Origin of the sequence: Coprococcus sp. AF102-57, from assembly GCF_027686195.1 — a bacterium.
Taxonomy (GTDB): Bacteria; Bacillota; Clostridia; order Lachnospirales; family Lachnospiraceae; genus Allocoprococcus; species Allocoprococcus comes.
Genome location: NZ_JAQCSY010000015.1, coordinates 50,737 through 76,099, shown reverse-complemented (window position 1 = coordinate 76,099; position 25,363 = coordinate 50,737). Strand labels below are relative to the sequence as shown.

22 protein-coding genes and 2 pseudogenes are annotated in these 25,363 nt (G+C 40.3%); 9 read left to right on the top strand and 15 right to left on the bottom strand.

The annotated features are described in order from the left end of the window. Positions 1-428 precede the first annotated feature (428 nt). Positions 429-1,621 (top strand): annotated as a pseudogene (locus tag PGZ10_RS10845) (tetratricopeptide repeat protein); the annotation flags it as partial. Positions 1,622-1,658: 37 nt separating this feature from the next. Here PGZ10_RS10845 and PGZ10_RS10840 read toward each other — a convergent pair. The 5 genes from PGZ10_RS10840 to PGZ10_RS10820 all read right to left on the bottom strand — a co-directional run bounded on the left by PGZ10_RS10840 (position 1,659) and on the right by PGZ10_RS10820 (position 6,215). Next, a complete protein-coding gene (locus PGZ10_RS10840; protein WP_270541436.1) occupies positions 1,659-2,531 on the bottom strand; it encodes an ATP-binding cassette domain-containing protein in 873 nt (290 codons plus the stop codon). Between the two features lie 3 nt (positions 2,532-2,534). Further along, positions 2,535-3,191, bottom strand: a complete 657-nt coding sequence (locus tag PGZ10_RS10835; protein WP_270541431.1) for a transporter — start codon at positions 3,189-3,191, stop codon at positions 2,535-2,537. Further along, positions 3,188-4,258 carry an ABC transporter permease subunit gene (locus tag PGZ10_RS10830; RefSeq protein WP_270541429.1) on the bottom strand — a complete coding sequence of 357 codons (1,071 nt, stop codon included), beginning with the start codon at positions 4,256-4,258 and terminating at the stop codon, positions 3,188-3,190. The genes PGZ10_RS10835 and PGZ10_RS10830 overlap by 4 nt, the downstream gene beginning before the upstream one ends. Before the next feature lie 116 nt (positions 4,259-4,374). Then, positions 4,375-5,553, bottom strand: a complete 1,179-nt coding sequence (locus PGZ10_RS10825; protein ID WP_334304124.1) for a sensor histidine kinase — start codon at positions 5,551-5,553, stop codon at positions 4,375-4,377. Beyond that, positions 5,541-6,215, bottom strand: a complete 675-nt coding sequence (locus tag PGZ10_RS10820; protein ID WP_270541426.1) for a response regulator transcription factor — start codon at positions 6,213-6,215, stop codon at positions 5,541-5,543. The genes PGZ10_RS10825 and PGZ10_RS10820 overlap by 13 nt, the downstream gene beginning before the upstream one ends. A 220-nt stretch (positions 6,216-6,435) precedes the next feature. On the opposite strand from PGZ10_RS10820, the gene PGZ10_RS10815 reads away from it, so the two are divergent. From PGZ10_RS10815 to mobQ, 6 genes and pseudogenes are all read left to right on the top strand, one after another. After that, positions 6,436-7,353 carry a ParM/StbA family protein gene (locus tag PGZ10_RS10815; RefSeq protein ID WP_270541424.1) on the top strand — a complete coding sequence of 306 codons (918 nt, stop codon included), beginning with the start codon at positions 6,436-6,438 and terminating at the stop codon, positions 7,351-7,353. A gap of 3 nt (positions 7,354-7,356) precedes the next feature. Next, a complete protein-coding gene (locus PGZ10_RS10810; protein WP_270541422.1) occupies positions 7,357-7,740 on the top strand; it encodes an adenylate cyclase in 384 nt (127 codons plus the stop codon). Between the two features lie 24 nt (positions 7,741-7,764). After that, positions 7,765-8,481 carry a replication initiator protein A gene (locus tag PGZ10_RS10805; protein ID WP_270541421.1) on the top strand — a complete coding sequence of 239 codons (717 nt, stop codon included), beginning with the start codon at positions 7,765-7,767 and terminating at the stop codon, positions 8,479-8,481. Next, positions 8,478-9,350, top strand: coding sequence for an ATP-binding protein (locus tag PGZ10_RS10800; RefSeq protein WP_270541420.1), 873 nt, complete (start codon positions 8,478-8,480; stop codon positions 9,348-9,350). The genes PGZ10_RS10805 and PGZ10_RS10800 overlap by 4 nt, the downstream gene beginning before the upstream one ends. A gap of 155 nt (positions 9,351-9,505) precedes the next feature. Further along, positions 9,506-9,727 (top strand): DUF3847 domain-containing protein, encoded by a 222-nt coding sequence (locus PGZ10_RS10795; RefSeq protein ID WP_014080783.1) that lies wholly within the window; start codon positions 9,506-9,508, stop codon positions 9,725-9,727. Between the two features lie 137 nt (positions 9,728-9,864). Next, positions 9,865-11,543, top strand: a pseudogene (gene mobQ, locus PGZ10_RS16845) (MobQ family relaxase). A gap of 141 nt (positions 11,544-11,684) precedes the next feature. Here the strand turns inward: mobQ and PGZ10_RS10785 are convergent. The 7 genes from PGZ10_RS10785 to pcrA all read right to left on the bottom strand — a co-directional run bounded on the left by PGZ10_RS10785 (position 11,685) and on the right by pcrA (position 18,799). Next, positions 11,685-12,065: a DUF4825 domain-containing protein gene (locus tag PGZ10_RS10785; RefSeq protein ID WP_117688327.1), complete on the bottom strand. Its 381-nt coding sequence runs from the start codon at positions 12,063-12,065 to the stop codon at positions 11,685-11,687. A gap of 61 nt (positions 12,066-12,126) precedes the next feature. Next, positions 12,127-12,543, bottom strand: coding sequence for a YjdF family protein (locus PGZ10_RS10780; protein ID WP_005335528.1), 417 nt, complete (start codon positions 12,541-12,543; stop codon positions 12,127-12,129). A 435-nt stretch (positions 12,544-12,978) separates the two neighbouring features. After that, positions 12,979-13,740, bottom strand: coding sequence for a helix-turn-helix domain-containing protein (locus PGZ10_RS10775; RefSeq protein ID WP_024853912.1), 762 nt, complete (start codon positions 13,738-13,740; stop codon positions 12,979-12,981). Positions 13,741-14,062: 322 nt separating this feature from the next. Next, a complete protein-coding gene (locus tag PGZ10_RS10770; protein WP_117688326.1) occupies positions 14,063-14,434 on the bottom strand; it encodes a TnpV protein in 372 nt (123 codons plus the stop codon). A 31-nt stretch (positions 14,435-14,465) separates the two neighbouring features. Next, positions 14,466-16,103: a 23S rRNA (uracil(1939)-C(5))-methyltransferase RlmD gene (gene rlmD, locus PGZ10_RS10765; protein WP_270541417.1), complete on the bottom strand. Its 1,638-nt coding sequence runs from the start codon at positions 16,101-16,103 to the stop codon at positions 14,466-14,468. A gap of 70 nt (positions 16,104-16,173) precedes the next feature. Then, a complete protein-coding gene (locus PGZ10_RS10760) occupies positions 16,174-16,416 on the bottom strand; it encodes a hypothetical protein (RefSeq protein WP_044998722.1) in 243 nt (80 codons plus the stop codon). Between the two features lie 145 nt (positions 16,417-16,561). Next, positions 16,562-18,799 (bottom strand): DNA helicase PcrA, encoded by a 2,238-nt coding sequence (pcrA, locus tag PGZ10_RS10755; RefSeq protein ID WP_055157637.1) that lies wholly within the window; start codon positions 18,797-18,799, stop codon positions 16,562-16,564. Positions 18,800-19,056: 257 nt separating this feature from the next. Between pcrA and PGZ10_RS10750 the strand changes: the two genes are divergently transcribed. Then, a complete protein-coding gene (locus PGZ10_RS10750) occupies positions 19,057-19,365 on the top strand; it encodes a YerC/YecD family TrpR-related protein (protein WP_022220320.1) in 309 nt (102 codons plus the stop codon). Between the two features lie 124 nt (positions 19,366-19,489). Here the strand turns inward: PGZ10_RS10750 and PGZ10_RS10745 are convergent, their stop codons facing one another. Together PGZ10_RS10745 and PGZ10_RS10740 are read right to left on the bottom strand one after the other, a co-directional pair. Next, positions 19,490-20,092: a DUF1836 domain-containing protein gene (locus PGZ10_RS10745; protein WP_117835834.1), complete on the bottom strand. Its 603-nt coding sequence runs from the start codon at positions 20,090-20,092 to the stop codon at positions 19,490-19,492. Positions 20,093-20,191: 99 nt separating this feature from the next. Then, a complete protein-coding gene (locus tag PGZ10_RS10740; RefSeq protein WP_270541416.1) occupies positions 20,192-20,941 on the bottom strand; it encodes a phosphatase in 750 nt (249 codons plus the stop codon). A gap of 201 nt (positions 20,942-21,142) precedes the next feature. On the opposite strand from PGZ10_RS10740, the gene PGZ10_RS10735 reads away from it, so the two are divergent. Then, positions 21,143-22,933, top strand: a complete 1,791-nt coding sequence (locus PGZ10_RS10735; RefSeq protein WP_270247251.1) for a glycoside hydrolase family 2 protein — start codon at positions 21,143-21,145, stop codon at positions 22,931-22,933. A gap of 641 nt (positions 22,934-23,574) precedes the next feature. Here the strand turns inward: PGZ10_RS10735 and glgB are convergent. After that, entirely contained in the window at positions 23,575-25,359 is a 1,785-nt protein-coding gene (gene glgB, locus PGZ10_RS10730) for a 1,4-alpha-glucan branching protein GlgB (protein ID WP_270541414.1), read from the bottom strand. Positions 25,360-25,363 lie beyond the last annotated feature (4 nt).

The window sequence follows — 25,363 nt, the reverse complement described above, 5'->3', positions numbered from 1 at the left end:
ATTTAGCCTTGACTTTTTATTTGCAGGCTGTTTTTCTTCCTCCAACTCCCGGAGGACTTCATCGCCGTACTTATCAATCATCCATACCAGAAAATCAATGCACCGCTCAAATTCAATATTCTGTTGCATAAGCTCCTCCCGTTATTGTTTGTTCTGAGCTTATTTTACAGAACCTGCCTGAAAACCACATTGAATAGAAATTGATTGTAAATTGACACAATCACTTTAAAAATATCCGTATTTTCTTGAATCGAATGTATGTTCGTGTTATGATAGATATACTCAATCTTAACTACGAAAGGGGAATTTCTATTGAATCGATGCGATTTTTCTTCTATTAGCACTTGCTTAAAAAATCATATCAGCGAAAGTAATCAAATGAGTCAGCCTGATTTTTTATACGAATTATTTGAAGATTTTATGGATGATCCGGCAATCTTCATCAGGATATTACTGACATGGATTTTATTGATGATCCGCCGGAAAGCACTGACCAGGAACGGTTTCAAAGACATAACCGTTTTCTGCGTTCCCTGAAATCTGATACTCTGCTTATCATAGATAATTTTAATGTCACTGCCACACAGGACAGCTTTCTGTCAGTAGTATTAAAATATCGCTGCCAGATTTTGTTTACAACCAGAAGCAAACTGGATGAATACTGTAAAAAGAAATAGAGGATATGAACGCTCTCTTCCAGCTGGCATCAGTATTTTATTCAGAGGCAGACACGTACCGGCCAACAGTTGAAAAGATCATCGAAACTGTTCACTCTCATACTTTTGCCGTGGAACTGGCAGCAAAACTTCTGGAAAATGGAATCTCAACTCCAGACCAGTTATTAACAAGACTTCAGATGGAAAAAGCATCTTTCCATAACGAAGATAAAATTAAAATAATCCAAGATGGACAAAGCAGCAAAGCCACCTATTACAGTCATATCCATACGCTGTTTTCTTTATACACTTTATCTCTTGAACAGCAGGATATCATGTGTAATATGTGCTTTCTTCCTTCCACCGGTATTTCTGCCCGTATATTTGCCAAATGGCTGGAACTGCCCACACTAAATGAAATCAACGATTTAATTGAGACTGGTTTCGTTCAGACAACAACACGTCGCACTATCTCTCTGCATCCGATGATTCAGGAAATCACCCTTTCAGAGACAAAACCATCTGTAACTCGCTGCCACATATTACTGGATTTTCAGGCAACTCTTGAAACCAAACCTGAAAAAACAATAAAACTGGAAAAAGATGCGCTTCATATAAATGACAGCATACCTAAGATTGCCAATTATGCAATGTTCCTGACAGAACAGCAGGAACCCGAAAGAGGCATCTCCGAATTGCAAAAATTATCCGGCATCATCAAGGAATACCATTCCGATGACTGTCTGGATTATGCCAAAGTACAGGAAACCCTTGGAACCATTTATCTGATGACTGCCAATCTTCCGCAAGCCAAAACACATTTTAAAAGAGCTTTCAAAATATATGAAAAGATCTGGGCTGATGAACCAGAAATGATTGAAGCAAAATATCAGGAAATTCAGGAGTTATATCCACAGATTGGATTTTGCATTGGGAAAAATCTATCCGGTCTTTTAACAAAATAAGCATAATTTACGGCGGGCAACTTGCCCGCCGTTATATTCAACTATTCGTCAAATAAATATATGCATCTTCCAAAGTGATATCATTATCCAGAACACAATTCTCATTTGGCTTTCTTTTGCTTAATACTTTCATATGAATTCCATTTTCTACATACTGCTTAGATGATATAGAATAATTGGCTTCTAACAAACGGGCTTCTTCTGCATTTTGTACCGTACAATTCCAAACACAGCCCTTTGCATTTTCCAGCAACCCACTCACGCTTCCAGAATATAAAAAACTTCCCTTTTTCATAATGGCAAGCTGTGTACAGGTTGCTGCTAAATCTTCTACTACATGAGTAGAAAACAGCACAGTTCTATCCTTTGAAAAATCAACCAAAAGATTGCGGATCCTGATTCTTTCTTCCGGATCTAACCCGGTGGTAGGTTCATCAATAATCAAAAAATCCGGATTATTAAGAAGTGCCTGTATGAGTCCGACACGCCTCTTCATACCACCAGATAATTGCCGCATTTTTTTATTCTGATGCTTTGTAAGAGAAGTCTTTTCCAAATAATAGGTAATTCTTTGTTTGAGGTCATTTGTGGATACTCCTGATAGTCCACCCATATATACAAGGCATTCTTTCACCGTAAGATTCGGATATAAGTCGATTTCCTGTGGAAGATAACCAATCTTTTTCTGTATTTTTTCATAATTTCCCTCGTTATACAGAATTCCATCAAGCGAAACCATTCCTTCCGTTTGTTTTAAAACGGTTGTAAGAATCCTCATCAGCGTGGTTTTTCCCGCACCATTCTCCCCCAAAAGTCCGTAAATTCCTTTAGGTATTTCAAGAGATGCCTTATTTACTGCAACTACACCATTTTTAAATCTAACTGTTAAATCATTTATTCTAATACTCATAATCTATCCTCTTTTCTTTAAAGCCATTGGTAATACTGCAACTAAAAACAGCCCCGCTATAAAAGACACAAGCGTTCCATAAATCCAACTCTCGGACATTAATTGAGTAGGTTCACAAAAGCTGAAAGAAAACAATCCCAGATTTCCGAAAAATGAACTTCCCGCTTTTGATATAAGTCCAATGACAATTCCAAATAAACATCCAATACCTGCCCACATATTTCGAAGCAATGTACACAAAATCACAGAGCATATACTCCAAAGCCAGATAGTTCCAAACATTGCAATGAAATAAAAAAGAAATATCTGAATACCCGAAACGCATTCGTTTACACTGCCCGGTTTTTGCCAGAAAAACAAAACATATCCAACACAAGAAAGTATTAATAAATATAATATTTGAACGCCCACTCTCTGCGATATTACTTTTAACTGCTTTTTTTGATCATACAAATGAAATACATCGGCACGCTTACTTTTTACTTCCATCAAATATGTGTCACTACAAAAAATAATTGTTAAAAATGCTATTGGAGACTGAATTGCTGAACCGATTTCTTCATAGTATATAATCGGATGAATAACACACAATATCAGTATAAATGCACATGAATAAAAAATCTTATATAACGACAGGCAGTTTTTTAGTTCCGTTTTCAATGAACCCTCCTCCTTTTCCAGATTGTAACAGAAATACATACTAATATAACAGATGCGATCACAAGCATAATCTGATTTATATTTGACATTTTGGCTGCATGTGTTTCAAATAATCTGCCAGGGAATCGCACCATAATAGAGAACGGTCTCATATAATAAATATCATTCTTCATGGTCAGCATATTTGAATATATAATGTGTAAAAACAAGATTGGTGCTGCCGGAAGCGGATTTTTAAATATTACTGCTGTAATTGTATAGACACAACATATCATCAAAAGATTCGGAACAATATAGATCAGAGAATTCACGCAAAAATCAATTGGTGTTACTGGAAAGCCCGATTCTAAAGACGTTTTCAAACACAGCATAAAGAATATAACATTCAAAATCACTAATACTCCCAGCATACTAATGAATCCGCTTATTACTTTCCCACATATATATTGGATTGCCGTAACAGGCTTTGTATGTAATAATTCATAGGTACTTTTTCGTGTATCCTGAATAAATAAAAATGATAGCAAGACTGTTGCAAAAAAGGCCATATGCAATCCTGCAAAATCCGTAAATTTTTTGGCAAAGTACCAGGAAAAAGAATGTTCGGATAATTTCCGCTCGATATAATGATTGATTTCTTCTGCTGTCCCCTTATGAATTTCAAGGTCCTCATAAGCATATATTGCATTATAATAGCCATATTGGGATTCCAAAAACTCAGAAGCAGTCTTTACATCCATATTCTGAATTTCTTTCATTACATGATCTGCTTCCTGCCTGCTAAATCCAAAACCATTTTTGGAGGTGTCCATTAACGTCTCTTTGATCGTATCTTCCCACTCCCTTCTTCTTTCTTTATCATCAGATGTGGGAATGTACCCATCCATGACATCAGCATCTTCCAATGCTACGTCATTTTGTGTGATCTGTTCATTCTGTTTGATATAATGAATTTGCAAATACGATGACAGACATTGATACATACTGGCAACTATAATAATCAAGCCAATCCACAAAACAGGGTTCTTTAAATAATCAAGTATACTTCTTTTTATGATTGTTTTCATTGTATCTCTTCCTTTCTTTATTTCTTTAACACCATCATACAAATCAATTCTCAATAAATTCACAACAAAAAAGACTAAAACCACTTTATTTGTGATTTCAGCCTTATAAAGTATTTTTATTCAGCTTTGAAAAGAGCTTCTACATGAGCACCGCCTTGTCTGGCATTATATATTTTCAAATTTCCTCCATGCTTTTCACAGAAAATACGAGAAATATACATACCAAGGCCAAAATGCTTTAAATCATCTTGTGGATTCTTATGATAAAATGGTTCTGTTACTTTTTCCTCAGTATCCACAAATCCTATTCCATCATCTTCAACAGAAATTATAAGAAAACCATCCTTTTTCTTTATCTGCAAAGCAATACTTTTTTGTGCATATCGAACCGCATTTTCCAGTAAGTTGTCTGTCACTTCCATGACAAGTTCCTCATCCACTTTCACAATGTTTTGTTCCTGCACTCTTTCTACCTTACATAATTTACTTTCCTTCTTGGACAGCATGGCAGCTTCTGCCTCAATCTTTTTTGCCAGTTCCGATAATTCTATCTCTGAGCATTGCAGTTCCCTCTGTTCTAAATGGGACATTTTTCTCATGTTTTCCGTGAAATGCTCTATACGGTCAATCTGATACATGCCTGTTTGTAAGATATCAATAACATCCTCTGTTTTTATACTCTCAGCAGAAACAAACTCTAAGAGCATTTCCTGATACCCACGCAATATGGAAAGTGGAGAACGTATATCATGTGCAATTGCATTCCGCAAAGCCTTCTCGTCATCAATCATTCGCCACATCTTTCTGTTGTTATCTGATAAATCACTTCGCATCATTTCAAATTCTTTACACAAAGTTCCCATCTCATCTTTATTTTCATAGGACACATGAAAATCCAGTTCATTATCTGCAATCATTTGTGAGGCATCTTTTAGTTCCTGTAGAGGTGTCTTTAACTTATTTTTATAAAAAAAGAATACCGCACCAACACTCCCAACAATCGAAAAAATCAGTACCGAATATGTTTCCATAAAGTCACACATTTCCGAAAGATGATGGTCCAAACGATTCATCTGCGATTGATTAGGTCTTGATATCTCAATCTCGTATTTCTTTCCATATTGCTGAAACACGTCCGTATAATCTGCATAATCAATATATTTTTCCCATATTTTATTCTGCATATTTCTTGCAAAATGAACTGTAAATCCAGATAACAGAAATGCTGCCGTTAAGCTGATCACAAAATAAAGCAGAATTGTTTTTTTCAGTGACAAGTTTCTTATTTTTTCCATCGGTATCCAATCCCCCATACAGTTTCTATGTATTCTTTTTCTGAATAATCCGCTATTTTTTTCCTTATACGCCGTACTAATTCCGTTATCGTTCTACTGTCCCCTTCCGCATCATATCCACAGACTTGTGCATATATACGTTCTTTATCAAACACCTGCCCTGGATGCATGGATAAGAATTCAATAATCTGATATTCAATTTTTGTGAACTCCATCCTGTGTCCAGCTATAGCTACTATTTTTTCAGAATAATCAATCAGCATTTCATTCATGAAACGGTATTCCGTTTTTTGTTGATGCCTTTCTTCTCTCTTTATGTTTGTAACAATCCTCGCTTCCAACTCCCGAAGACTAAATGGTTTCGTAATATAATCATCCCCACCTGAAAGCAACCCATTAATTTTATCATCTTCGTCAACTCTTGCTGTTAGAAATAAAATTGGACATAACACTTTACTGCGTATCAGACGACATACTTCAATCCCATCCATGCGTGGCATATTGATATCCAACAAAATAATATCCGGTTTCATTTTTATTTTATTTAATGCTTCCATTCCATCTGTAGCCGTAATGGTTTCATATTGTTTCATATTAAAATAACTACAAAGCATTTTCACCAATTCTTTATCATCATCGACAACTAAAATCTTGTATTTCATCCAAACCACCTCCAGTATCCATATTATACGATAAAAAACAATGAAATCACAACAAGAGTACATGAAGAACGTACGCACAATATATCTTTTTTCTCAATTCCAGCTCAATTTCCACTCAATGTCTTTTACCTCCGATTTTCGTATGCTTATCTCACAGCAAAGCAGTACCACACCGGTATGACCTGCTGAATCAATCAATACGAAAACGGAGGTATTTTTTATGCGAGAACTCAGAAACACAAAAATCATCGCTGTAGATCATGGCTACGGCAACATGAAAACAGCAAACACAGTCACACCAACCGGAATCAAAGCCTATGAAACAGAACCAATCTTCACCGGAAATATTCTGGAATATAACGGCATTTACTACCGGATTGGCGAAGGACACAAAGAATTTGTCCCGGATAAAGCTATGGACGAAGAATATTATCTTCTGACGCTAATGGCTATTGCAAGGGAACTGAATGTCTTTTCCATCCGTGAAGCAGATGTTCATCTGGCTGCCGGACTTCCTCTGACATGGATCAGAAATCAAAGAGAAGCTTTTCGTTCCTATCTGCTCCAGAATCCAGAAGTCCATTATCGTTTCAACGGCAAAGAATATCATCTCCACTTTGTGGGATGTAGCCTTTACCCACAGGGATATCCGGCTATCATAAACCAACTAGGAAATTTCAAGGGAACCAATCTCCTTGCAGATATCGGAAACGGAACCATGAACATTCTGTATGTCAACAATAAGAAAGCTCAGGAAAGCCGATGCTGGACAGAAAAACTTGGTGTAAACCAATGCATGATTGCTGCAAAGAACGCTGTTCTGGACAAGTTTGGAGTGAAGATTGAAGAATCCACAGTAGAACAGATTCTGCGGTTTGGAACAGCTGACATTTCAGCACCATATCTGGATTGTATCAGTTCTATTGCCAGACAGTATGTGGCAGAACTTTTTTCCACACTCCGCAAATATGAATACAATCCTGACCTAATGCGCCTGTATGTAGTTGGCGGCGGTGGATGCCTGATCCGTAACTTCGGAACGTATGACAAATCACGAGTCACTATCATTGATGACATCTGTGCCACCGCCAAAGGTTATGAATCTCTGGCTTATATGAGCCTGAAAAGGAGGGGATAAATCATGCAGAACAATATCCGCAACACAAACCTGCGTTTTAATCTGGACAAAGAACAGCAACGGAGAGCCTGGGAATATTTACAGACGATGGACAGGCAGGATTTTAAATCTTACAGTCAGGTAATCTCTCTTGCGCTGGTAGATTATTTTGACCGCTACTATCGCACACAGGCTGATCCTTATCTGGAAACAAGAGAACGAGAAGAACTTTTTGTAAAACAGATTGTAGATGCAGTGGAATACAGCCTGAAACAGTCATTGCCACTTTTTCTTTCCGGACTGACTGCAGGCATGGTGCAAAGGGAGCCCCAAATCAGGGCGCCCTTTCCAACACCTGAAAATTCACAGCCCGATAGTAATGTAGACTGGGATTTTCTTGGAGAATAAACCCTTTTGATTGGAGGTGAACACATGACTGACTTTCTGACAGCAGACACCAACCTGCCATCTTATATGATGTTTCCCCGTTTCCTTCTGGACATGGAAATAAACGAAACTGCCAAAATGCTTTATATTATCCTGCTCGACCGGGCAAGGCTTTCCCAGAAAAATGAGGGCTGGTCAGATACAGATGGTCATGTGTTCATTTACTTTACGATTGAAGCACTGGCAGAAGTTCTCCACAAAAGCCAGATGACGGTTAAAACTGCTCTGGCAGTACTGGAAAAACAGGAGCTTATCTTCCGAAAACGGCAGGGTCCCGGACAGCCCAATCGGATTTATGTAAAACTCCCAAAAGAAACCATCCACTATACAGACAGATTTCTTTCCCTAAGACAGACAGAAAACTGTCCTATTGACAGACAGAATTCTTTCCCTGATACAGACAGAAAACTGTCTGGTAATAAGAAAGAGATAAAAAAGAACAATTTAACAATAAGAGGGAGTAAGGAGCCACTCTCGCCCTATGGAAAATTTCAAAATGTTTTTCTGTCAGAAAAAGAGCTGGAAGATATCCGGCAGACAATCCCCGACTGGAAGGATTATATTGAACGCTTATCCGGTTATATGGCTTCTACCGGAAAGCAATATCAGAACCACGCAGCTACCATCATCAGTTGGGCAAGACAGGATCATCCTACTTCCCGACAACGAAATTACGAAAGTGAGGAATACGAAACACTATGACAAGATTTACAGAAAAAGCAACCGCTATAACACCAAGCAGAGAGCTTCAGCCTGATGAATATTTTAACGAAACAGACCACCTGATCTACTGTTCCAAATGCAATACGCCAAGGCAATGCAGGCATGAATTACAGGGAAAAGTTCTTATTCCTTCCATCCGCTGTAAATGCCAGCAGGAAATCTTTGAGCAGGAAGAAGCCCAAAGAAAACTTCATGAAAAACAAATGGAAATAGAGCATCTTAAAACCAGTGGCTTACAGGACAAAGCACTCTATGACTACACTTTTGCCAGGGATAACGGCATCAATCCGGAAATAAAACTGGCACACAATTATGTAAGCAACTGGCAAGAGATGAAAGCAAACGCTTCCGGACTTCTCATCTGGGGTGATGTCGGTACTGGAAAATCTTTTTTTGCAGGCTGCATTGCCAATGCCCTTCTGGAAAAAGGCGTTCCTGTACTGATGACCAACTTTTCCCGGATTCTAAATACCCTTACCGGAATGCATTTTGAAGACAGAAACCAGTTCATCAACAGCTTAAACCGCTACAGTCTTCTGATTATTGATGATCTCGGAATTGAGCGGAACTCTGACTTTGCACTGGAACAGGTATTCAATGTGATCGACAGTCGTTACCGCAGTAAAAAGCCTCTGATCATAACGACCAATCTCACTTTATCAGAGCTGAATAACGCCGCTGATATCGCACACAAACGAATTTATGACCGTATTCTGGAGAGATGTATTCCTGTCCGTATCAATAACCGGAATATTCGTCAGGACAATGCAACAGCTAATTTAAAACAGGCGAAAAAAATCCTGTTGAACAATCATTCTCCTAACCAGAATGAAATCAAAGAAGTATAACACAATGATTATTTTTCACTGACAGTGGTACTACTTTCTTTCCTCATTTATTACCGGAAATATGTCACTGTCAGTTATCTAAAACCATAGTACCAAATCAAAAGATTTTAAAACCAAAACTGCCCGGATACGGGCATAAAAAGGAGGTGCCAGATATGGCAGATAAAAAAATTATGACACCGGAAGAAAAAGCACTTTTACAGGCAAGACACCGCCAGGAAGAAGCCGAAGCAAGAAATCGCAAAAAAGAACGTGATGCCAGAACACACAGGTTAGTCCAGGAAGGAGCCATTCTGGAAAGTATTGTTCCCCATATTAAAGAAATGGATTTAGATTCCCTGAAACGGGAGCTGATGATCCGGCTACGGGGAATGTAAACGCACAAGTTCTACTCCCGAAGGGCGCACTTACTCACCACCTGATAAATCAGGCAGTGGTATCCCCTTCGGGGCTCGTGCGCTCTGCCGAGGGCTTTATCCGCTGTTGCAGGCAACATCGAAAGGAGGTGCCAGATATGGCAATTTATCATATGCAAGCTAAAGTCGTCAGTCGTGGTTCCGGTCGGTCTGCTGTTGCTGCTTCTGCTTATATGAGCTGTAGCCGGATGTACAATGATTACGATGGTATTCAGCATGACTATACCAGAAAGCATGGTCTCATTTATCAGGAAGTATTGCTCCCACCGATGGCTCCACCAGAATGGAAAGACCGTGAACAACTCTGGAATGCTGTGGAAGCTGCTGAAAAGACAAAAGACAGCCGACTGGCAAGGGAATTTGTTGTCGCACTTCCCATTGAATTAGATAAGGACAGTAATATTTCTCTTCTTCAAAATTTTATTCAAAAGAATTTTGTGGATATGGGCATGTGTGCTGACTTTGCTATTCACGATACAGATGGACACAATCCTCATGCACACATTCTGCTTACCGTCCGTCCACTGAATGAAAACGGAACATGGCAGTATAAAACAGAAAAAGAATATCTCTGTATAAAAAATGGGGAAGAAAAAGGATTTACAGCTACTGAATTCAAAGCTGCACAAAAAGATGGCTGGGAAAAGCAATACAGATATAAAGTTGAAAAAAAGAAGATTTATATGACCGCATCGACAAGCATCCTAAAAGTAGCCGCTACGGCAGACAGAATCCTATTTCTGAACAATGGAACAGTGATGAGCAACTCTGTGTCTGGAGAGCAAACTGGGCAGATACTGTAAATGAAATGCTTGCCCGCAATCAGATAAATGCATCCATTGATCACCGCAGCTTTGCAGATCAGGGAATCACCGAACAGCCGACCATCCACGAAGGCTACATTGCCCAGAATATGGAAAAGAAAGGAATGATAGCTGACCGCTGTGAAATCAACCGTCAGATTCGTGCAGATAACCAAATGCTCCGGGAATTAAAAACTCAGGTATCGAAACTGGCTCAGGCTGTCAAACATTCTATTCCTGTAATTGCAGAAACAATGGAAACTATCCGAAATCATATGATTTTTACACAATATCATTTACTTCATAATGAGATGCAAAAAGAAGTAATTCATGATTGGATGAATCATTTTAATCCAATACTGAATAAATACAACACCGTTAAAAAGAAACTCAAAGCTAAAGTTACAGAGCGGAAAGAACTGAATGTGAAAAAAGAGAAAACCAGTATTTTGAATCCCATCCAGCATATAAAATTGAATCAGCAGCTTACCACTGTTACCGAAGAAATTGAAGAACTGAAATCAAGGAAAGAGCAGCTAATCTTCCAGGCACAATGCTCTACTGATAAAGATATGATGAATCTATCCAAGAAATATGACCAGATGAATAACAATCTTGATATTCTTGATTCTCAGGACATCTCCCTTAAAAAACAGCTTGAAAAAGACGCCGCTGCTTTCCGGGAAGAAAAATTTCGTCCTGATCCAGAACAATACACAGAATTGCTGGACACCAGAATCCAGATACGTCCTGATTTTCGGGATAAGCTGATCGAACAGCTCAAAGGTACTTTCGGTAAATATTATGACTATCACCGTCGTGATATTGCAGCCAATGAGATGGATTATCTCAATGTGGAAGATCCTGATGTCTTCTCCCATCGTGCATGGGAACTGGAATATCAGAGGAAACGGGAAATACGGCGAAATCAGCCTGCTCAATCTAAGAAAAAATCACATGATATGGAATTGTAACCGTCTTTGAATAGATAATATGTTCTTACAAATCTCTTGTTCAAAAATGAGTTTTTTTCAAAAAAGCGTATGGATTTAAAACTTCCATACGCCTTTTTATATTCCGTTCTTCAAATTGTCTAAAAGTTGACTAAAAATATATCACCGTTCATATGATGCAATAATTTCTTTGCTATCTGCTGTTTTATAATCAATTGTTCCCAAATTACCAATCAAGTCAAATGTCATATCTGCATTAACCTGCAATTGATCTTCAAGTTTGACTGCCGACGGCTCATCTTTTAGAAAAACTGTTAATCCATAAGGCTCTGTTTCAGACTGTATCTCTATACTGTCATATGAGTATCCCTCTGGATACTCTTGACCGCTTACAATATTTATAACATTTGAAGAATCTCCTACATAATCTGTCTTATACTGCGATAAATCAGGAATTTCGTACAATTTTTCTTTTTTTCCGCACGCTGAAATCAACATGATTGACATGGCGACTAACATAATTGCAAGTACTTTTTTCTTCATAGAAACACCTCCCGAAAGCTTTATTCAACACTTTTCGATTTGAGTAAAAGGCCAAGGGACTTTAATGTCCCTTATGCTTTTCTCTTTTCTTTCGCTGTTTCAGTTCAAACATTCGCTGCTCTTCTGCCTCTTTTTTCTTGCGTCTTTTCTCTTTGCGTTCCTGCTTGTTCTGTTCCTGCTGTAATTTCAACGCCTGTTGCGATTTTGTACCAATGCCTATTTCCAGCATCTGCTTCTTTACTTCCCGCTGCATCCGTTTCGGATTTCTTTTGATATCCTTTACAACAGTTTCAACAACCGAACTGAATTTCAAACTGAAATAGCACTTTTGAATATATTCCTGTACTTCATAATCTTTTGGCTCTGCACCAAATGTTACCTTTGCCACAGATAGTTTACCATCTTCGATGCGTTCAAAGATTCCCACCCAAAACGGCTCTTCAAAAAATACTGTCAGCTTTCCATTTACTTTGTCCATAAGAATCCCTCCTAAAATTGATTGAACAAAGAATGGACAACCCGGAGGGGCAGGTTACTTACCCTATTTATATAGGACGGCCGGGCTACCTACCGGCTCTGGCACATCAAAGATGTACGTTGCGTTTTTATCTTTGCGTTTATAATCAAGCCATATGGCACGATTAACTTAATTCTATAACTTCTAAGTTACATTCCTCAAAAATCTTCTTGCTTCCTAAGATTCTATCTTCTGTTCAAATCATACCATATGATTAATGCATTTTCTATATACTTTCTTGATACCCAGCAAAAACCAGAAAAAAGCTCCCGAAGGAGCTTTCCACGTTCTAAATGTATGCTAATTCGCTTAACACAATCTCTTCTGCATCATTCCTTATTTCCCATGAAGAATGTTGTAAATTAGTAATATCCACAACGATAACAGGTAATTTAATTATTCGTATTTTTTCCCGATAATGTAAATCGAAACTACCATACCACCTAATATCATAATTAAGAAAATTTTACTTAAAATATCCCATAAAGCTATATTGAGACAATTGATTATTATAATACCTGCAAGAGGATATAGAACAACCGTTGCAAGTGTCCAAATTTTTAAAGTTGTACAGATGTACATCCAATTTCCGTTGTTAAAGGATAAACCAACTAGATGTATTCTAAAAATTCCTTGTGAAACATAATTTATCTTGTTTGCATCATAATATGTTGGTAATATGTCTTTGGCAAAGAAACAAAACCATGCACCAAATAAAAGCATTAACCCTGTAACCAGCAATATATCATCTTTCATCTCAGCTATTGAATTCCCAGATACGACTAACATAATAATTTCTGTAATAGATATTAAAAAGCATAGCAAATATGCTAATATCCAGTTTTTTCTATGCTGATGAATAGAATTCCTAACAGCCATATCGAGAGAGCCTACTACCAATTCCTCGACTTCTTTTGTATCAATATTTTTCTGTGTATCTATTTTTTCTCCACGTAACAATTCTGTAACGGTAACATCTAATATATCAGCTATTGGTATGAGTAATACGACATTAGGCATACTAAGACCACGTTCCCATTTGCTGACCGTTTTATCTGATACATATAATTTTTCAGCCAAATCCTTTTGAGTTAAATTCTTTTTCTTTCTTAATTCGGTTACAAATAAACCGAATTTTTCATTACTAATTTGATACATACATCCACCTCCTGCACACATATTATAATGGGAGTACGCATAAATCAATCGACTAGCAGTAGAATTGCAGAATATTAGCACAAATATATCAAATAATCTCCCCATTATAATTATTTCTGTGAAGTTATATTCGGATATTTTTTAAGCCATACTATGAAGTAATTAAATCTGTGTAACTTATAACCATGGCAGAAAAAAACAACCTTCCGGAACTTAGAAATGGTCACCTGATATGGAATTGTAATTTGATTCTTCTTTGAACCCTTACAAATGCAGAAGCTGAACAAATAGGAGTTTTCTTCCTACCTGTTCAGCTCTTTATTTACCTGTAAATCAATTCTTTTAACACAATCTCTTCTGCCATATTACGAATACCATTTACCGCCCTAACCCATTCCATCTGGTCACGAGCTTTCATTTCTTCCGTAATGCCCTGCCTCTCCATCATCTGATGCACCAGAACTTCCATTCTCTCCTGCGCTTCATCATCCACAAGATTCAGATGTTCCACCAGTCTGTCTTCCAACATATACAGTGAATACATTGCCGGACAATGCTCTTTCAGATACGTTTTCCGCATTATTCCATATTTTCCATAATGCGGTTCTTCATCTGTACTGACAAGATTCGGATAGTAAATTCCGTCTGCTCCCAGTGTGTAGGTTCCACCCATTTTTTCAAATGTGCTTTTCATGTGTTATTCCTCCTTGAAATCAGCGATATCCTTAAATCATCGCAAAATATTTCAGGGCAGCCTTGATAGCATCTTCTTTCTCTTTCGGACACTGTGGCACTTTTGGATTTTCTGTCTTTGGCAGATTATAGTTTTCTCCTACTTCGATTCCACATTTCCTTTTGATTTGAGAAATATATAAATTTGAAACCTTCAAGCCAAATTCTTTCAGCACATAATCTTTGATTTCCTGATAGGTCGCTTTCGTCTCTGCACTGGTTGCATCCAGCTCATCTAAGTCTAAGTCGATCTCTATCGTGTCATCTGGTTTTTGTTGGGACAAAAGAACAACCGTCTCTATATGGTAAGTGCTCGGGAAAAGATCCACACACCCAATCCGTTCTACCTGATATCCTCTTCCCTGCAGAAGCTCCAGATCTCTTGCCAGGCTGGTCGGCTTGCAGGCAATATAAACCATTCTTTCCACACCAAAATCAATGATCTTTTCCAGTGCTTTCGGATGCACACCGTCTCTTGGTGGATCCAATACGATCAGATCCGGTACTTCACCCAGATCATCGATTACTTTCAACACATCTCCAGCCCAGAAGGTACAGTTATCGAGTCCATTTAAAGCAGCATTTTCTTTTGCAGCCTCTACAGCCTCTTCAACGATCTCCACACCTACTACTTTTTTTGCCACTGGTGCAAGGATCTGTGCAATCGTTCCGGTTCCACTGTAGAGATCAAAGATTACCTTATCTTTCGTCTCACCGATATAAGATCTTGCTGCCTCATAAAGCACTTCCGCGCCAAGGGAATTAGTCTGGAAGAAAGAAAATGGTGTGATCTTGAACTTCAGTCCCAGAAGTTCCTCATAGAAATAATCCTGTCCATATAAAATTTTGGTTCCTTCATCTTTTACCACATCCGCAAGGCTGTTGTTGGTTGTATGAAGAATTCCGGCAAGCTTCCCATCATAAGAAAGACCGGTAAGCTTTTCCACCAGTCTGGCTTCATCTAGCTGTGCCTCCGATGTTGTTACCAGATCAATCAGAATTTCTCCGGTGCGAACTGCCTTTCTCACAAGAAGATGACGGAAAAATCCAGTATGGCGCATTCTGTGATAATACGGAAGACCTGCATCTGTCGCAAACTCCAGAACAGCCTTTAAAATTCGTCTGAAATCCTCATCCACGATCTTGCATTCTGTAACATTTACAATATCGTGAAAGCTGCCTCTTTTATGCATGCCAAGTGCAAGAGGTCCGTCCTTATATTCGTCTCCAAAAGAAAATTCCATTTTATTGCGGTATCCCTCTCTGACAGGGCTTTCTTTAACACCCTCCCAGATATAATCACCATCAACCGCCGCATCCATCATCGCATGGATCTGCGCTTCCTTCATCTCCACCTGCTTTTCATACGGCAGATTCTGATAAGTGCATCCGCCACAGGCTCCAAAATGCGGACATGCCGGCTGACATTCTTCCGGTGAATGCTCCAGAATTTCCAGAAGCCGTCCCTCTGCCTGACCTTTTCGTATCTTATTCACCGCGAAACGCACCTTTTGTTTCGGAACGGTATTCTTCACGATCACTTTTTTTTCTTCGTCCTCTACCACGGCAAATCCTTTATTCGGGAAATCTACCCTTTCTATATATCCTTCTAATATCTGTCCTTTTTTCATCTATCTTTATACCCTCACATAGAAAAGGCAGGAATCTTTGACAATTCCTGCCTTCGCTGCTTTCTTAATATTACTGTACTTCATCTTCATCACTGAAGAAATCATTGTCGAAATCATCGTCAAAATCTTCTTCAAAGTCTTCCAGATAATCCGGAGTAAAGAAACAATATACTGCATATGCAATTGCTGCAACTGCTGCTACCGCACCGATAATTGCAAGAATCCAGAGAACAGTTGTCTTCTGATCATCATCTTTCTTATGCATCATATCGTTGAGTTTCGTTGTTGCAAGTAATTCTTCGATTCTGTTCATCTCCATACACGCCCTTTCTGCCGTCACTCTCTGCTTCGGCTCACTCATTGTTTATAGCTAGTATACCACAAATCCATGCATAATTTCCACCATATTGCACAGATTTTCCGAAAAAGAATGTGTTTCTTAGGCACATAGTGCAATTTTAGTCAATTTTCTGCAGTTTTGCAAACATGGCAAACATCTTCTTCGTGCCCGCCGTATCAAAGTCCACAGTCACTTCATAGTCTCGTCCGCCTTCTGTGATCTGTGTCACCAGACCTTCCCCAAACTTAATATGACGCACTCTGTCCCCCACATCATATCCCGGACCTTTTCCCTTGGTCACAGTAAACTGCTGTGCAGGCTTTGTCGCTGCGAACGCTTTTGTCGCAAATGCCTGCTTTGCCTGACGGTAAGCAGATACCTTTGGTTCCTCCTCTGTCTGCTCCTTTTTGAACAGGGCACCGGTAGAAAGCAGACTCAGCGGAATCTCTTTTAAGAATCTGGACATCTTATTATACTGTGTCTCACCGTGTACCATCCGTCGTCTTGCACAGGTCAGCGTCAGATTCTCCTTTGCACGGGTAATTCCCACATAGCAGAGTCTTCTCTCTTCTTCCAGCTCTGCCGGATCATCTGCCGTGATCGTCATATAGCTTGGGAAAATCCCATCTTCCAGGCCGGCGAGATAGACGTGTGGAAATTCCAGGCCTTTCGCACTATGTAAAGTCATCAGCACCACATAGTCCGTCTCCTCATCAAGACTGTCGATATCTGCAACCAATGCCACTTGCTCTAAAAAACCGGAAAGTGTCGATTTTTCATCTTCTGCTTCACAGGACTCCTCGTATGCAACAATTTTATTCCGGAGCTCTTCAATATTTTCCAGACGGCTTTCTGCTTCTTCATCAGAATCTGCCTGCAGTTCTTCTACATATCCAGTTGCATCGATAATCTCATCCATCAATTCCGCTACACTCATGCGTTCGCCTTCGGCTTTAAAATGTTCAATCAGAGCTGCAAAGGATTCGATTTTGCCAAGCGCACGTCCGATTCCCGGAACCGATCCTGCAGCCAGGATTGCTTCATAGAAACTGATCTCCCGTTCCGTTGCATAATCCTGCACCCTTCCGATGGTTGTCAGTCCGATTCCCCTCTTCGGTACATTGATGATCCTCCGTACTGCCAGATCATCTTTTCCATTATCTACTGTTTTTAAATATGCCAGCAGATCCTTTATTTCGCGTCTTGCATAGAAGTTTACTCCACCAACGATCTTATACGGAACATTGGATACCACCATCTTTTCCTCGAATATACGTGACTGCGCATTGGTTCTGTATAAAATAGCGAAATCCTTATATTCTCTTTTTCCACTGTTCACCTTGTCTTTGATATCACTGACAATATAATCCGCCTCATCGTAAGCAGAATCAAACTGACGGAACTGAATCTTCTCACCCTCACCATTCTCGGTCCAGAGCGACTTCTCTTTTCGTCCTGTATTGTGACGGATCACTTCATTTGCGGCGTTCAGGATTGTGGATGTGGAACGGTAATTCTGTTCCAGCTTGATCACTTTCGCATTCGGATATTCTTTTTCAAAATTCAGGATATTCATGATATTCGCACCCCTGAATTTGTAGATCGACTGGTCGTCATCACCAACTACACACAGATTCTGATACTTACCGGCAAGAAGGCTTACCAGCTTAAACTGTACCGTATTCGTATCCTGATACTCATCCACCATGATATAACGGAATCTTTCCTGATAATACTCCAGCACGTCCGGCTGTGTCTGAAGAAGCTGTACCGTCTTTAAAAGCAGATCGTCAAAATCGAGTGCATTGTTAGCTTTCAGCTGCTTTTCATACTCGGTATAAACCTGTGCAATCTTCTTTTTCGCCCAATCCCCTTCCGCACGAAGTGTCATCTCTTCCGGTGTGACAAGCTCATCTTTTGCAGAAGAAATCGCACTAAGAAGTGACCGTTCCTTAAACATTTTCGTATCAATCTGCAAATATTTACACACATCCTTGATCAGTGTCTTCTGATCATCTGCATCATAAATCGTAAAATTTGTATCATACCCGAGCCGGTCAATATATCTGCGCAGGATCCGCACACACATTGAATGGAAGGTGCTCACCCAGATACTCTCCGAACCGAATCCAACAATCTGATCCACTCTCTCACGCATCTCCCCGGCTGCCTTGTTCGTAAATGTGATCGCCAAGATATTCCATGGGTTCACACCTATCTGATCGATCAGCCAGGCAATCCTGTGTGTAAGGACACGTGTCTTACCGGATCCTGCTCCGGCAAGGATCAGAAGCGGGCCCTCTGTATAGAAAACGGCCTCCTGCTGTCTGTCATTTAATGTATCATAAATACTCATATTTTTATTCCTCTTTCTTCTCCTCTCTCGAGGCTCTATTGCATCATTATATTATAAAAAAAGTGGGGTGTCAAAGAATCTCTCGTCCCTATTTTTCGTCGTAAAAATAGAAAAATACAGCTCCTTTTTTCTTATCTGTAAAATTTTGCAAAATATCTGGACTTTAAAATTTTAATGTGCTAATATGTCATTGTATGAATGAGTGGGGCAGTTTATGTCACACTCTTATTGATTATTTGTCATGGAGGGATAATATAATGAGTAGAAAAATCAGAACAGAAGCGGTCGATTCTTTATTTGATGCCGTTCTCAGTCTGAAAAGCAGAGAAGAATGCTACACATTCTTTGAAGATGTCTGCACAATCAATGAGCTTTTATCGCTTTCACAGCGTTTTGAAGTAGCTAAGATGCTACGTGATCAGAAAACATACCTGGAGATTGCAGAAAAGACTGGTGCTTCCACAGCAACAATCAGCCGCGTAAACCGCTCTCTTAATTATGGTAATGATGGATACGATATGGTATTTGAGAGACTTCAGGCAGGGGCTGAAGAATCCGAATCTTAATTTTACAGACACCGGCAGGAGTTGATAGTAACAGCTATTGCCAAACAGATAATAGTAAAAAGGAACGAATTTCAAAATCTGAAATCCGTTCCTTTTTTTATTCTTCTTAAAAAAGCTAACGCTTTTATTTTTTCTTATCCGGCTTTGGAAGTTCGTCCACCATTTTTTCAATCAGTTGCTTTTTCACATACACATCAAAACTGAGATTACAGATAAAGGCAAACTTCTGAAGCTGTTCTCTTTCTTCATCATCCACACATACAAAAGAATGCTCAGCAGTCTCATACGCCTTACGAATACTATCCTGCAACTCTCCGATCCTGCTTTTTTCCATCTTACAGACTTCTTCATAGATACTTTCCATGTCAAATTCCGAATTCACAGCAAAATATTTGTCTGTCAGTGGCTTTAACAAGATCTCAATATCTTTGATCGAGAGCAGGTTCTTAAAATAATAGACAAAAATCAAAACCAGAAGGTGCTCTTTGGAATACTTTTTCTTGTTCGGAGGCGGAAGCAGATTGTTCTTCGCATAATTATTGATCATCGTTTTCGTCAGGATCTTATCATCCTCATAACGCTTCGTCGAACTGAGCTGCTCCTCCATAAAAGTTGTTACCTGATCCATATATAAATCTATATTCGGAATATCTACCGGATGAATATAATCAATTCTGCCGACACTTTCCAGGATACTGTTTAATAAATCTTCCGTATTTATCGTCATTCTTTTTTCACCTCAATATAGATATTATATAGTATTAAAAACTAGATATCAAGTCTTTTCTCTATCTTTCATCCAGGCTTTTTTAACGTAAGTGACGTATTAACAATTCACTTTTTTCTGTTTCCACATATTCCGTTTATACCGAATACATGATTTCAGAAGCTCTGCAGAAGTATTAACGATCAGTTCTTCCGGAAAATGACTCTCCTCGATCACCGGAAGCGCATAACTGTAATCTGCAAGATCTACATCCATGTGTGCGTCGCTTCCCATCGTAACCGGAACTTTGTATTTCTTACAGTATTCCAGCATTTTTAAATCATTTTTCCTGGTATCCACGCGGAATCCGCCAGGTCTTAACGAACCATTATTTACCTCCAAAATGGTCCCTGTCTCTTTTGCTTTTTTGGCCAGCTGTTCATAATCCACCGGATATCTTCCGTCATCCGGATGTCCAATAATGTGAATCAGCGGATTCTCCATTGCCGCAAGGTATGCCGCCGTGATTGCCTCTTCCGTCCGCTCGCCTTTATAACAAGGTCCATGAATACTTGCAATTGCAATATCCATCTGACAAAGTGTGCTCTCCGGAAGATCAACCTCTCCCTTTTCATTCATAATATTCAGTTCCACACCCATGAACAGTCTCACGCCGTACATTTCACGCGGTACGATATGCAGATTCTGGAAATAGAACTCATGACAGGTTCCCGGCATCTGCGGTGCATGTTCAGTCAGTGCAAATGCCTCCAGTCCTTTCTCTTTCGCCATCTGTGCCATCTCACGTATCGTATTGTATGCATGTCCGCTGACAATGGTATGTGCATGTGTATCTAAAACTATTTTCATCGGTCTTTCCTCCTGCCTGCTCTTTGTCTGTGTTCTCACAGCTCATCTTTTCTTATATTCTTATGATAAACTGATTCTTTCTTTTTTACAATCCGTTTTTCCCCACTGTTTTCATTTCTAAAATTTCTATAAAATGTGCGGTGTTTTTGTTGTCACATGGTACAATAGACTATAAGAATATTTAACGAAAGAGGTTTTTTTATGAATCTTTTAGCAGCACTTGCAAGTGTACGGATCTTTCCCAGAAAAGCTTCCCATCAGACACTGACTACCCGTTGGGGAAAAGCTCTTGATCCGCAGCACATACTGGAAGAATATCCACGTCCGCAAATGATCCGCGATCAATATATCAACCTGAATGGAGAATGGAATTACACAGTTCTTTCAGAAAAAAATACCATAACCAAAGAAGGAACTCTTCTCGTTCCTTTTTCTCCAGAAGCCCCTCTTTCCGGTGCCGGTTTCCAGTTAAAGCCGCACGAAAAAATGCTCTGTGAACGCCTGCTGTCGGTCAAGTGCCTTCCTTCCGACGGTTCCCGGTGCATCTTGCATTTTGGTGCAGTCGATCAGTATGCGAAAGTTCTGGTAAATGGAAAAGTAGTTGTCTCACATATCGGCGGATATCTTCCATTTTCTGCTGATATCACAGATGCTCTGCAGGAGGGTTGCAACACTCTGACTGTACACATTGAAGACCGTTCCGACACTTCTTATCACAGTGTTGGAAAACAGAAATTAAAGCGTGGCGGAATGTTCTACACCGCCCAGAGTGGAATCTGGCAGACAGTATGGATGGAATGGGTTCCGGCTGTCTATGTCAAAAAACTGGAACTCACCCCTTTATATGAAAAAGAGACGGTACACGTATCCCTTCTTTTAAATCATCCGATTTCCGGATGCAGCGATGCCGAAGCGGTTGTCTGTCACGTCAGAGACATGGACGGTCGCCTGATTTCCAAAGGGATCTGCACCAATCAGTCTGACTCTCTTTGCTGTTACTCCTGCTACTGTGACGTCAACAATATGCATCCCTGGAATCCTGATGATCCTTATCTTTATACAATTGAGATACAGGCAGGCGAAGATAAAGTCACCGGCTATTTTGCAATGCGTACCTTTACCATCGAACCGGATAAAAAAGGACTTCCCCGCTTCTGCCTGAACCATGAACCACTTTTTCTGAATGGAGTCCTGGATCAGGGATACTGGCCGGACGGGCTTTACACTGCGCCATCTGATGAAGCGCTGATCTATGATATCCAGACCATGAAAAATCTCGGCTTCAACATGATCCGTAAACATGTAAAAGTCGAGACTGCAAGATGGTATTATCATTGCGACCGCCTTGGAATGATCGTCTGGCAGGACATGGTAAACGGTGGCACCTACAATGCTCCGTTCATGACCTGGCTGCCTGCACTCTTTCCAAAATTCAAGCTTCACACCAGTGACCGGATTCATCCTCTCTTCGGCAGGAAAAATGTACATGGCAGAGAAGAATTCATCCGTGAATGCAAAGAAACTGTCACTGCCCTAAAAGCATTCCCATGCATCAGCACCTGGGTAATCTTCAATGAAGGCTGGGGACAGTTTGATTCAAAAAAGCTCACTGCCTTATTCCGCGAACTGGATGACACCCGGCTCATCGATTCCGCCAGTGGCTGGTTTGACAGACGGCAGGGAGATTTCAAAAGTGAACATAACTACTTTGCAAAGCAGTTCGTAACTCCATCTGACCGCGCTTTCATCATCTCCGAATACGGAGGCTACACCTGCCAGGTTAAAGGACATACCTGCTCCGGCAAGACATACGGATATAAAATCTGCTCTTCACAGGAAGAATTCCAGGCAGCCTATCATAAACTTATGTCTGAAGAAATCGACCCCCTCAAAGAACAAGGATTGTGCGGAGCAGTATATACACAACTCTCCGACATCGAAGATGAAATAAACGGGCTGATGACTTACGACAGGGAGGTTTGTAAGTTGTAGGTGGTTGACAAAGTTACGCACCCATGGATTCGGATTCACCCCCGCTCGCGCTTAGTCCGCAAACGTAGCGGATACTAAGTTCGATGATGTCTGACGACATCCTCTCACTAAGTACCGACGTTTCCGATGGGGTTCATTCCGAATGCATGGGTGCTTGCGTTTGTCGCTCCAGTACAAGTTGTGCGGAGGCGCTTCGCTGCCGCACTGGGAAAATACTATTTTAATTTCAGTGGGATAGGTTGCTCAGGAACGTAAACTTCATATCATTCACTTATACTTTTCCAGTACCGATATTAAATTTTATAGTATCTACTAATTGGCATCCTACATAAATCCATTGCCACCACTTCCCGTCAGACAACATATCAGGCGACGCGCAGCGGATGCCGTCCCTCTGGTATCAGTTTTTTGTGCGCTTAGTATGGTGCCGTCTTCTCCCTTCGCCGATGCGGTTCTGGTGTCATAGCACAGCCCGGGGCAGAACGATAATTCTGCTGGCGGGCCCTCAAAAAACGCCGGCACTTAGTGAGGGGATAACGCTTGCGGGATCACCGAACTTAGTACCGCTGCGTTTTTTGCGGAGCGAAAGCGCGCCCGAAAGCAGAAATATCGTTCTGCCCCGGGCGTCCCTTTCCCACCACCTAACTCATCAGCAAAATCCCCGAAAACGGCGGCAGGTCCAGCGTCACATGCGTCCCTTTTTTTGCTTTTGCCGGCAATGTCTTTTTCTTTTTTGTATTTCCTCCATATTCGTCCCAGTCCGTATCCAGTATCACACTGAGTTTTCCTTCTTCTTCGGTATCCAGTTCGTAATCTTCCTGTTCTTCGTCTGAGAAGTTGAATATCGCGATAAAGTTCTTATTTTTTCCTTTTCTTTTGATCGCATAGATACAGCGTTCTTCCTGATGGCAGTCCAGCCATTTGAAATTCTCCGGATCATAATCATGCCAGAATGCATCATTTTCCTGACCGATACGGTTCAGTTCGATCATATAACGGTGAAATGCATCATGGAGCGGATATTTTAGGATATCCCAGTCCTGCTCGCGGCTTTCATCCCACTCGCGAAGCTGACCGAATTCATTTCCCATGAAATTCAGCTTCTTACCAGGATGCGCCATCATATACAGATACATAGCTCTTGCCTGCGGGAACTTATCCTCATATTCTCCGTTCATCTTCTGGAGAATCGTTGCCTTTCCATGTACCACTTCGTCATGACAGTATTCCAGCAAAAAACGCTCATTATAATAATACATCATCGAAAATGTCAGCTTATGATAATCTCTGCTTCTGTATTCTGGTGCACTCTGGAAATATTCCAGTGTATCGTGCATGAAACCAAGATCCCACTTGTAATCAAAACCAAGTCCTCCCTGGTCAACCGGTTTGGTAACACCTGGAAAATTGGTGGAATCTTCTGCGATCAGCATGGCTGTCGGATGAAGGGACTTTAGTCCCTGGTTCATCACCTTCAGAAAATCCAGTGTCGTTCCGTTAACACCCCTGGCCTCGTCACCCTGCCAGTAGATCAGACGGCTGACTGCATCCATACGGATTCCGTCAAAATGGAACTCACTCAGCCAGTAATTTGCTGCCGACTGTAAGAAACATCGTACTTCCCCTCTGGAATGCATGAAATTACAGCTTCCCCATTCGCTTTCACCTACTGCCGCATTTGGATATTCATACAGACAGGTTCCGTCAAATTCTTTCAGTCCATAATAATCGACTGCAAAATGTACCGGAACAAAATCCATGATCACACCAATTCCTGCCTGGTGACACTCATCCACAAATTTTTTCAGCTCATCCGGTGTTCCATAACGTGCGGTCGGCGCAAAAAATCCGGTATTCTGATATCCCCAGGATCCGTCGAAAGGATGCTCGGAAAGCGGCATCATCTCAATATGAGTATAATGATTCTTTTTTACATAAGGAATCAGAAGCTTTGCAAGCTCAATATAAGTATACCAGTCGGTCTGCCCTTCTCCTTTTTTTCTCCAGGATCCTGCATGGATCTCATAGATATTGACCGGACTGTCAAATCCGACTGTCCGGTTCTTCATCCATTTTTCATCCTTAAATTTATAACTATAAAGATCCGTTAAGATTGAGCAATCTCCTGGTCTTAATTCCATCTGGAAGCCATATGGATCACAGTGCTCTACCCTTCCGCCATTTGCTGTGTAAATGCAGTACTTATACAGCTGACCAGTCTTCGCCGGAATCGGCTCTGACACATATACACCGCTCTGTTCCTCCTGATACATCGGGATCTCTGTCCAGTTACTGAATTCTCCAAATACGCACACTCCTTTTGCCGATGGCGCAAACACACGGAAAATAAAATTTTCACCCTCTTTATGCGCTCCAAAATAACGATATACATCAAAAAGATGCCCTGTATAAAACTCCTTCCGCATCTCT

Excerpts from the sequence above, each read along its gene's own strand:
- PGZ10_RS10830 (WP_270541429.1), bottom strand. The coding sequence starts at position 4,258 with ATGAAAACAATCATAAAAAGAAGTATACTTGATTATTTAAAGAACCCT.
- PGZ10_RS10840 (WP_270541436.1), bottom strand. The coding sequence starts at position 2,531 with ATGAGTATTAGAATAAATGATTTAACAGTTAGATTTAAAAATGGTGTA.
- PGZ10_RS10775 (WP_024853912.1), bottom strand. The coding sequence starts at position 13,740 with ATGTATCAAATTAGTAATGAAAAATTCGGTTTATTTGTAACCGAATTA.
- PGZ10_RS10810 (WP_270541422.1), top strand. The coding sequence starts at position 7,357 with ATGCAGAACAATATCCGCAACACAAACCTGCGTTTTAATCTGGACAAA.
- PGZ10_RS10800 (WP_270541420.1), top strand. The coding sequence starts at position 8,478 with ATGACAAGATTTACAGAAAAAGCAACCGCTATAACACCAAGCAGAGAG.
- PGZ10_RS10735 (WP_270247251.1), top strand. The coding sequence starts at position 21,143 with ATGAATCTTTTAGCAGCACTTGCAAGTGTACGGATCTTTCCCAGAAAA.
- PGZ10_RS10785 (WP_117688327.1), bottom strand. The coding sequence starts at position 12,065 with ATGAAGAAAAAAGTACTTGCAATTATGTTAGTCGCCATGTCAATCATG.
- PGZ10_RS10805 (WP_270541421.1), top strand. The coding sequence starts at position 7,765 with ATGACTGACTTTCTGACAGCAGACACCAACCTGCCATCTTATATGATG.
- PGZ10_RS10740 (WP_270541416.1), bottom strand. The coding sequence starts at position 20,941 with ATGAAAATAGTTTTAGATACACATGCACATACCATTGTCAGCGGACAT.
- PGZ10_RS10760 (WP_044998722.1), bottom strand. The coding sequence starts at position 16,416 with ATGAACAGAATCGAAGAATTACTTGCAACAACGAAACTCAACGATATG.
- glgB (WP_270541414.1), bottom strand. The coding sequence starts at position 25,359 with ATGCGGAAGGAGTTTTATACAGGGCATCTTTTTGATGTATATCGTTAT.
- PGZ10_RS10745 (WP_117835834.1), bottom strand. The coding sequence starts at position 20,092 with ATGACGATAAATACGGAAGATTTATTAAACAGTATCCTGGAAAGTGTC.
- PGZ10_RS10825 (WP_334304124.1), bottom strand. The coding sequence starts at position 5,553 with ATGGAAAAAATAAGAAACTTGTCACTGAAAAAAACAATTCTGCTTTAT.
- pcrA (WP_055157637.1), bottom strand. The coding sequence starts at position 18,799 with ATGAGTATTTATGATACATTAAATGACAGACAGCAGGAGGCCGTTTTC.
- PGZ10_RS10815 (WP_270541424.1), top strand. The coding sequence starts at position 6,436 with ATGCGAGAACTCAGAAACACAAAAATCATCGCTGTAGATCATGGCTAC.
- PGZ10_RS10820 (WP_270541426.1), bottom strand. The coding sequence starts at position 6,215 with ATGAAATACAAGATTTTAGTTGTCGATGATGATAAAGAATTGGTGAAA.
- rlmD (WP_270541417.1), bottom strand. The coding sequence starts at position 16,103 with ATGAAAAAAGGACAGATATTAGAAGGATATATAGAAAGGGTAGATTTC.
- PGZ10_RS10750 (WP_022220320.1), top strand. The coding sequence starts at position 19,057 with ATGAGTAGAAAAATCAGAACAGAAGCGGTCGATTCTTTATTTGATGCC.
- PGZ10_RS10780 (WP_005335528.1), bottom strand. The coding sequence starts at position 12,543 with ATGGACAAAGTAAATGGAAAGCTGACAGTATTTTTTGAAGAGCCGTTT.
- PGZ10_RS10770 (WP_117688326.1), bottom strand. The coding sequence starts at position 14,434 with ATGAAAAGCACATTTGAAAAAATGGGTGGAACCTACACACTGGGAGCA.
- PGZ10_RS10795 (WP_014080783.1), top strand. The coding sequence starts at position 9,506 with ATGGCAGATAAAAAAATTATGACACCGGAAGAAAAAGCACTTTTACAG.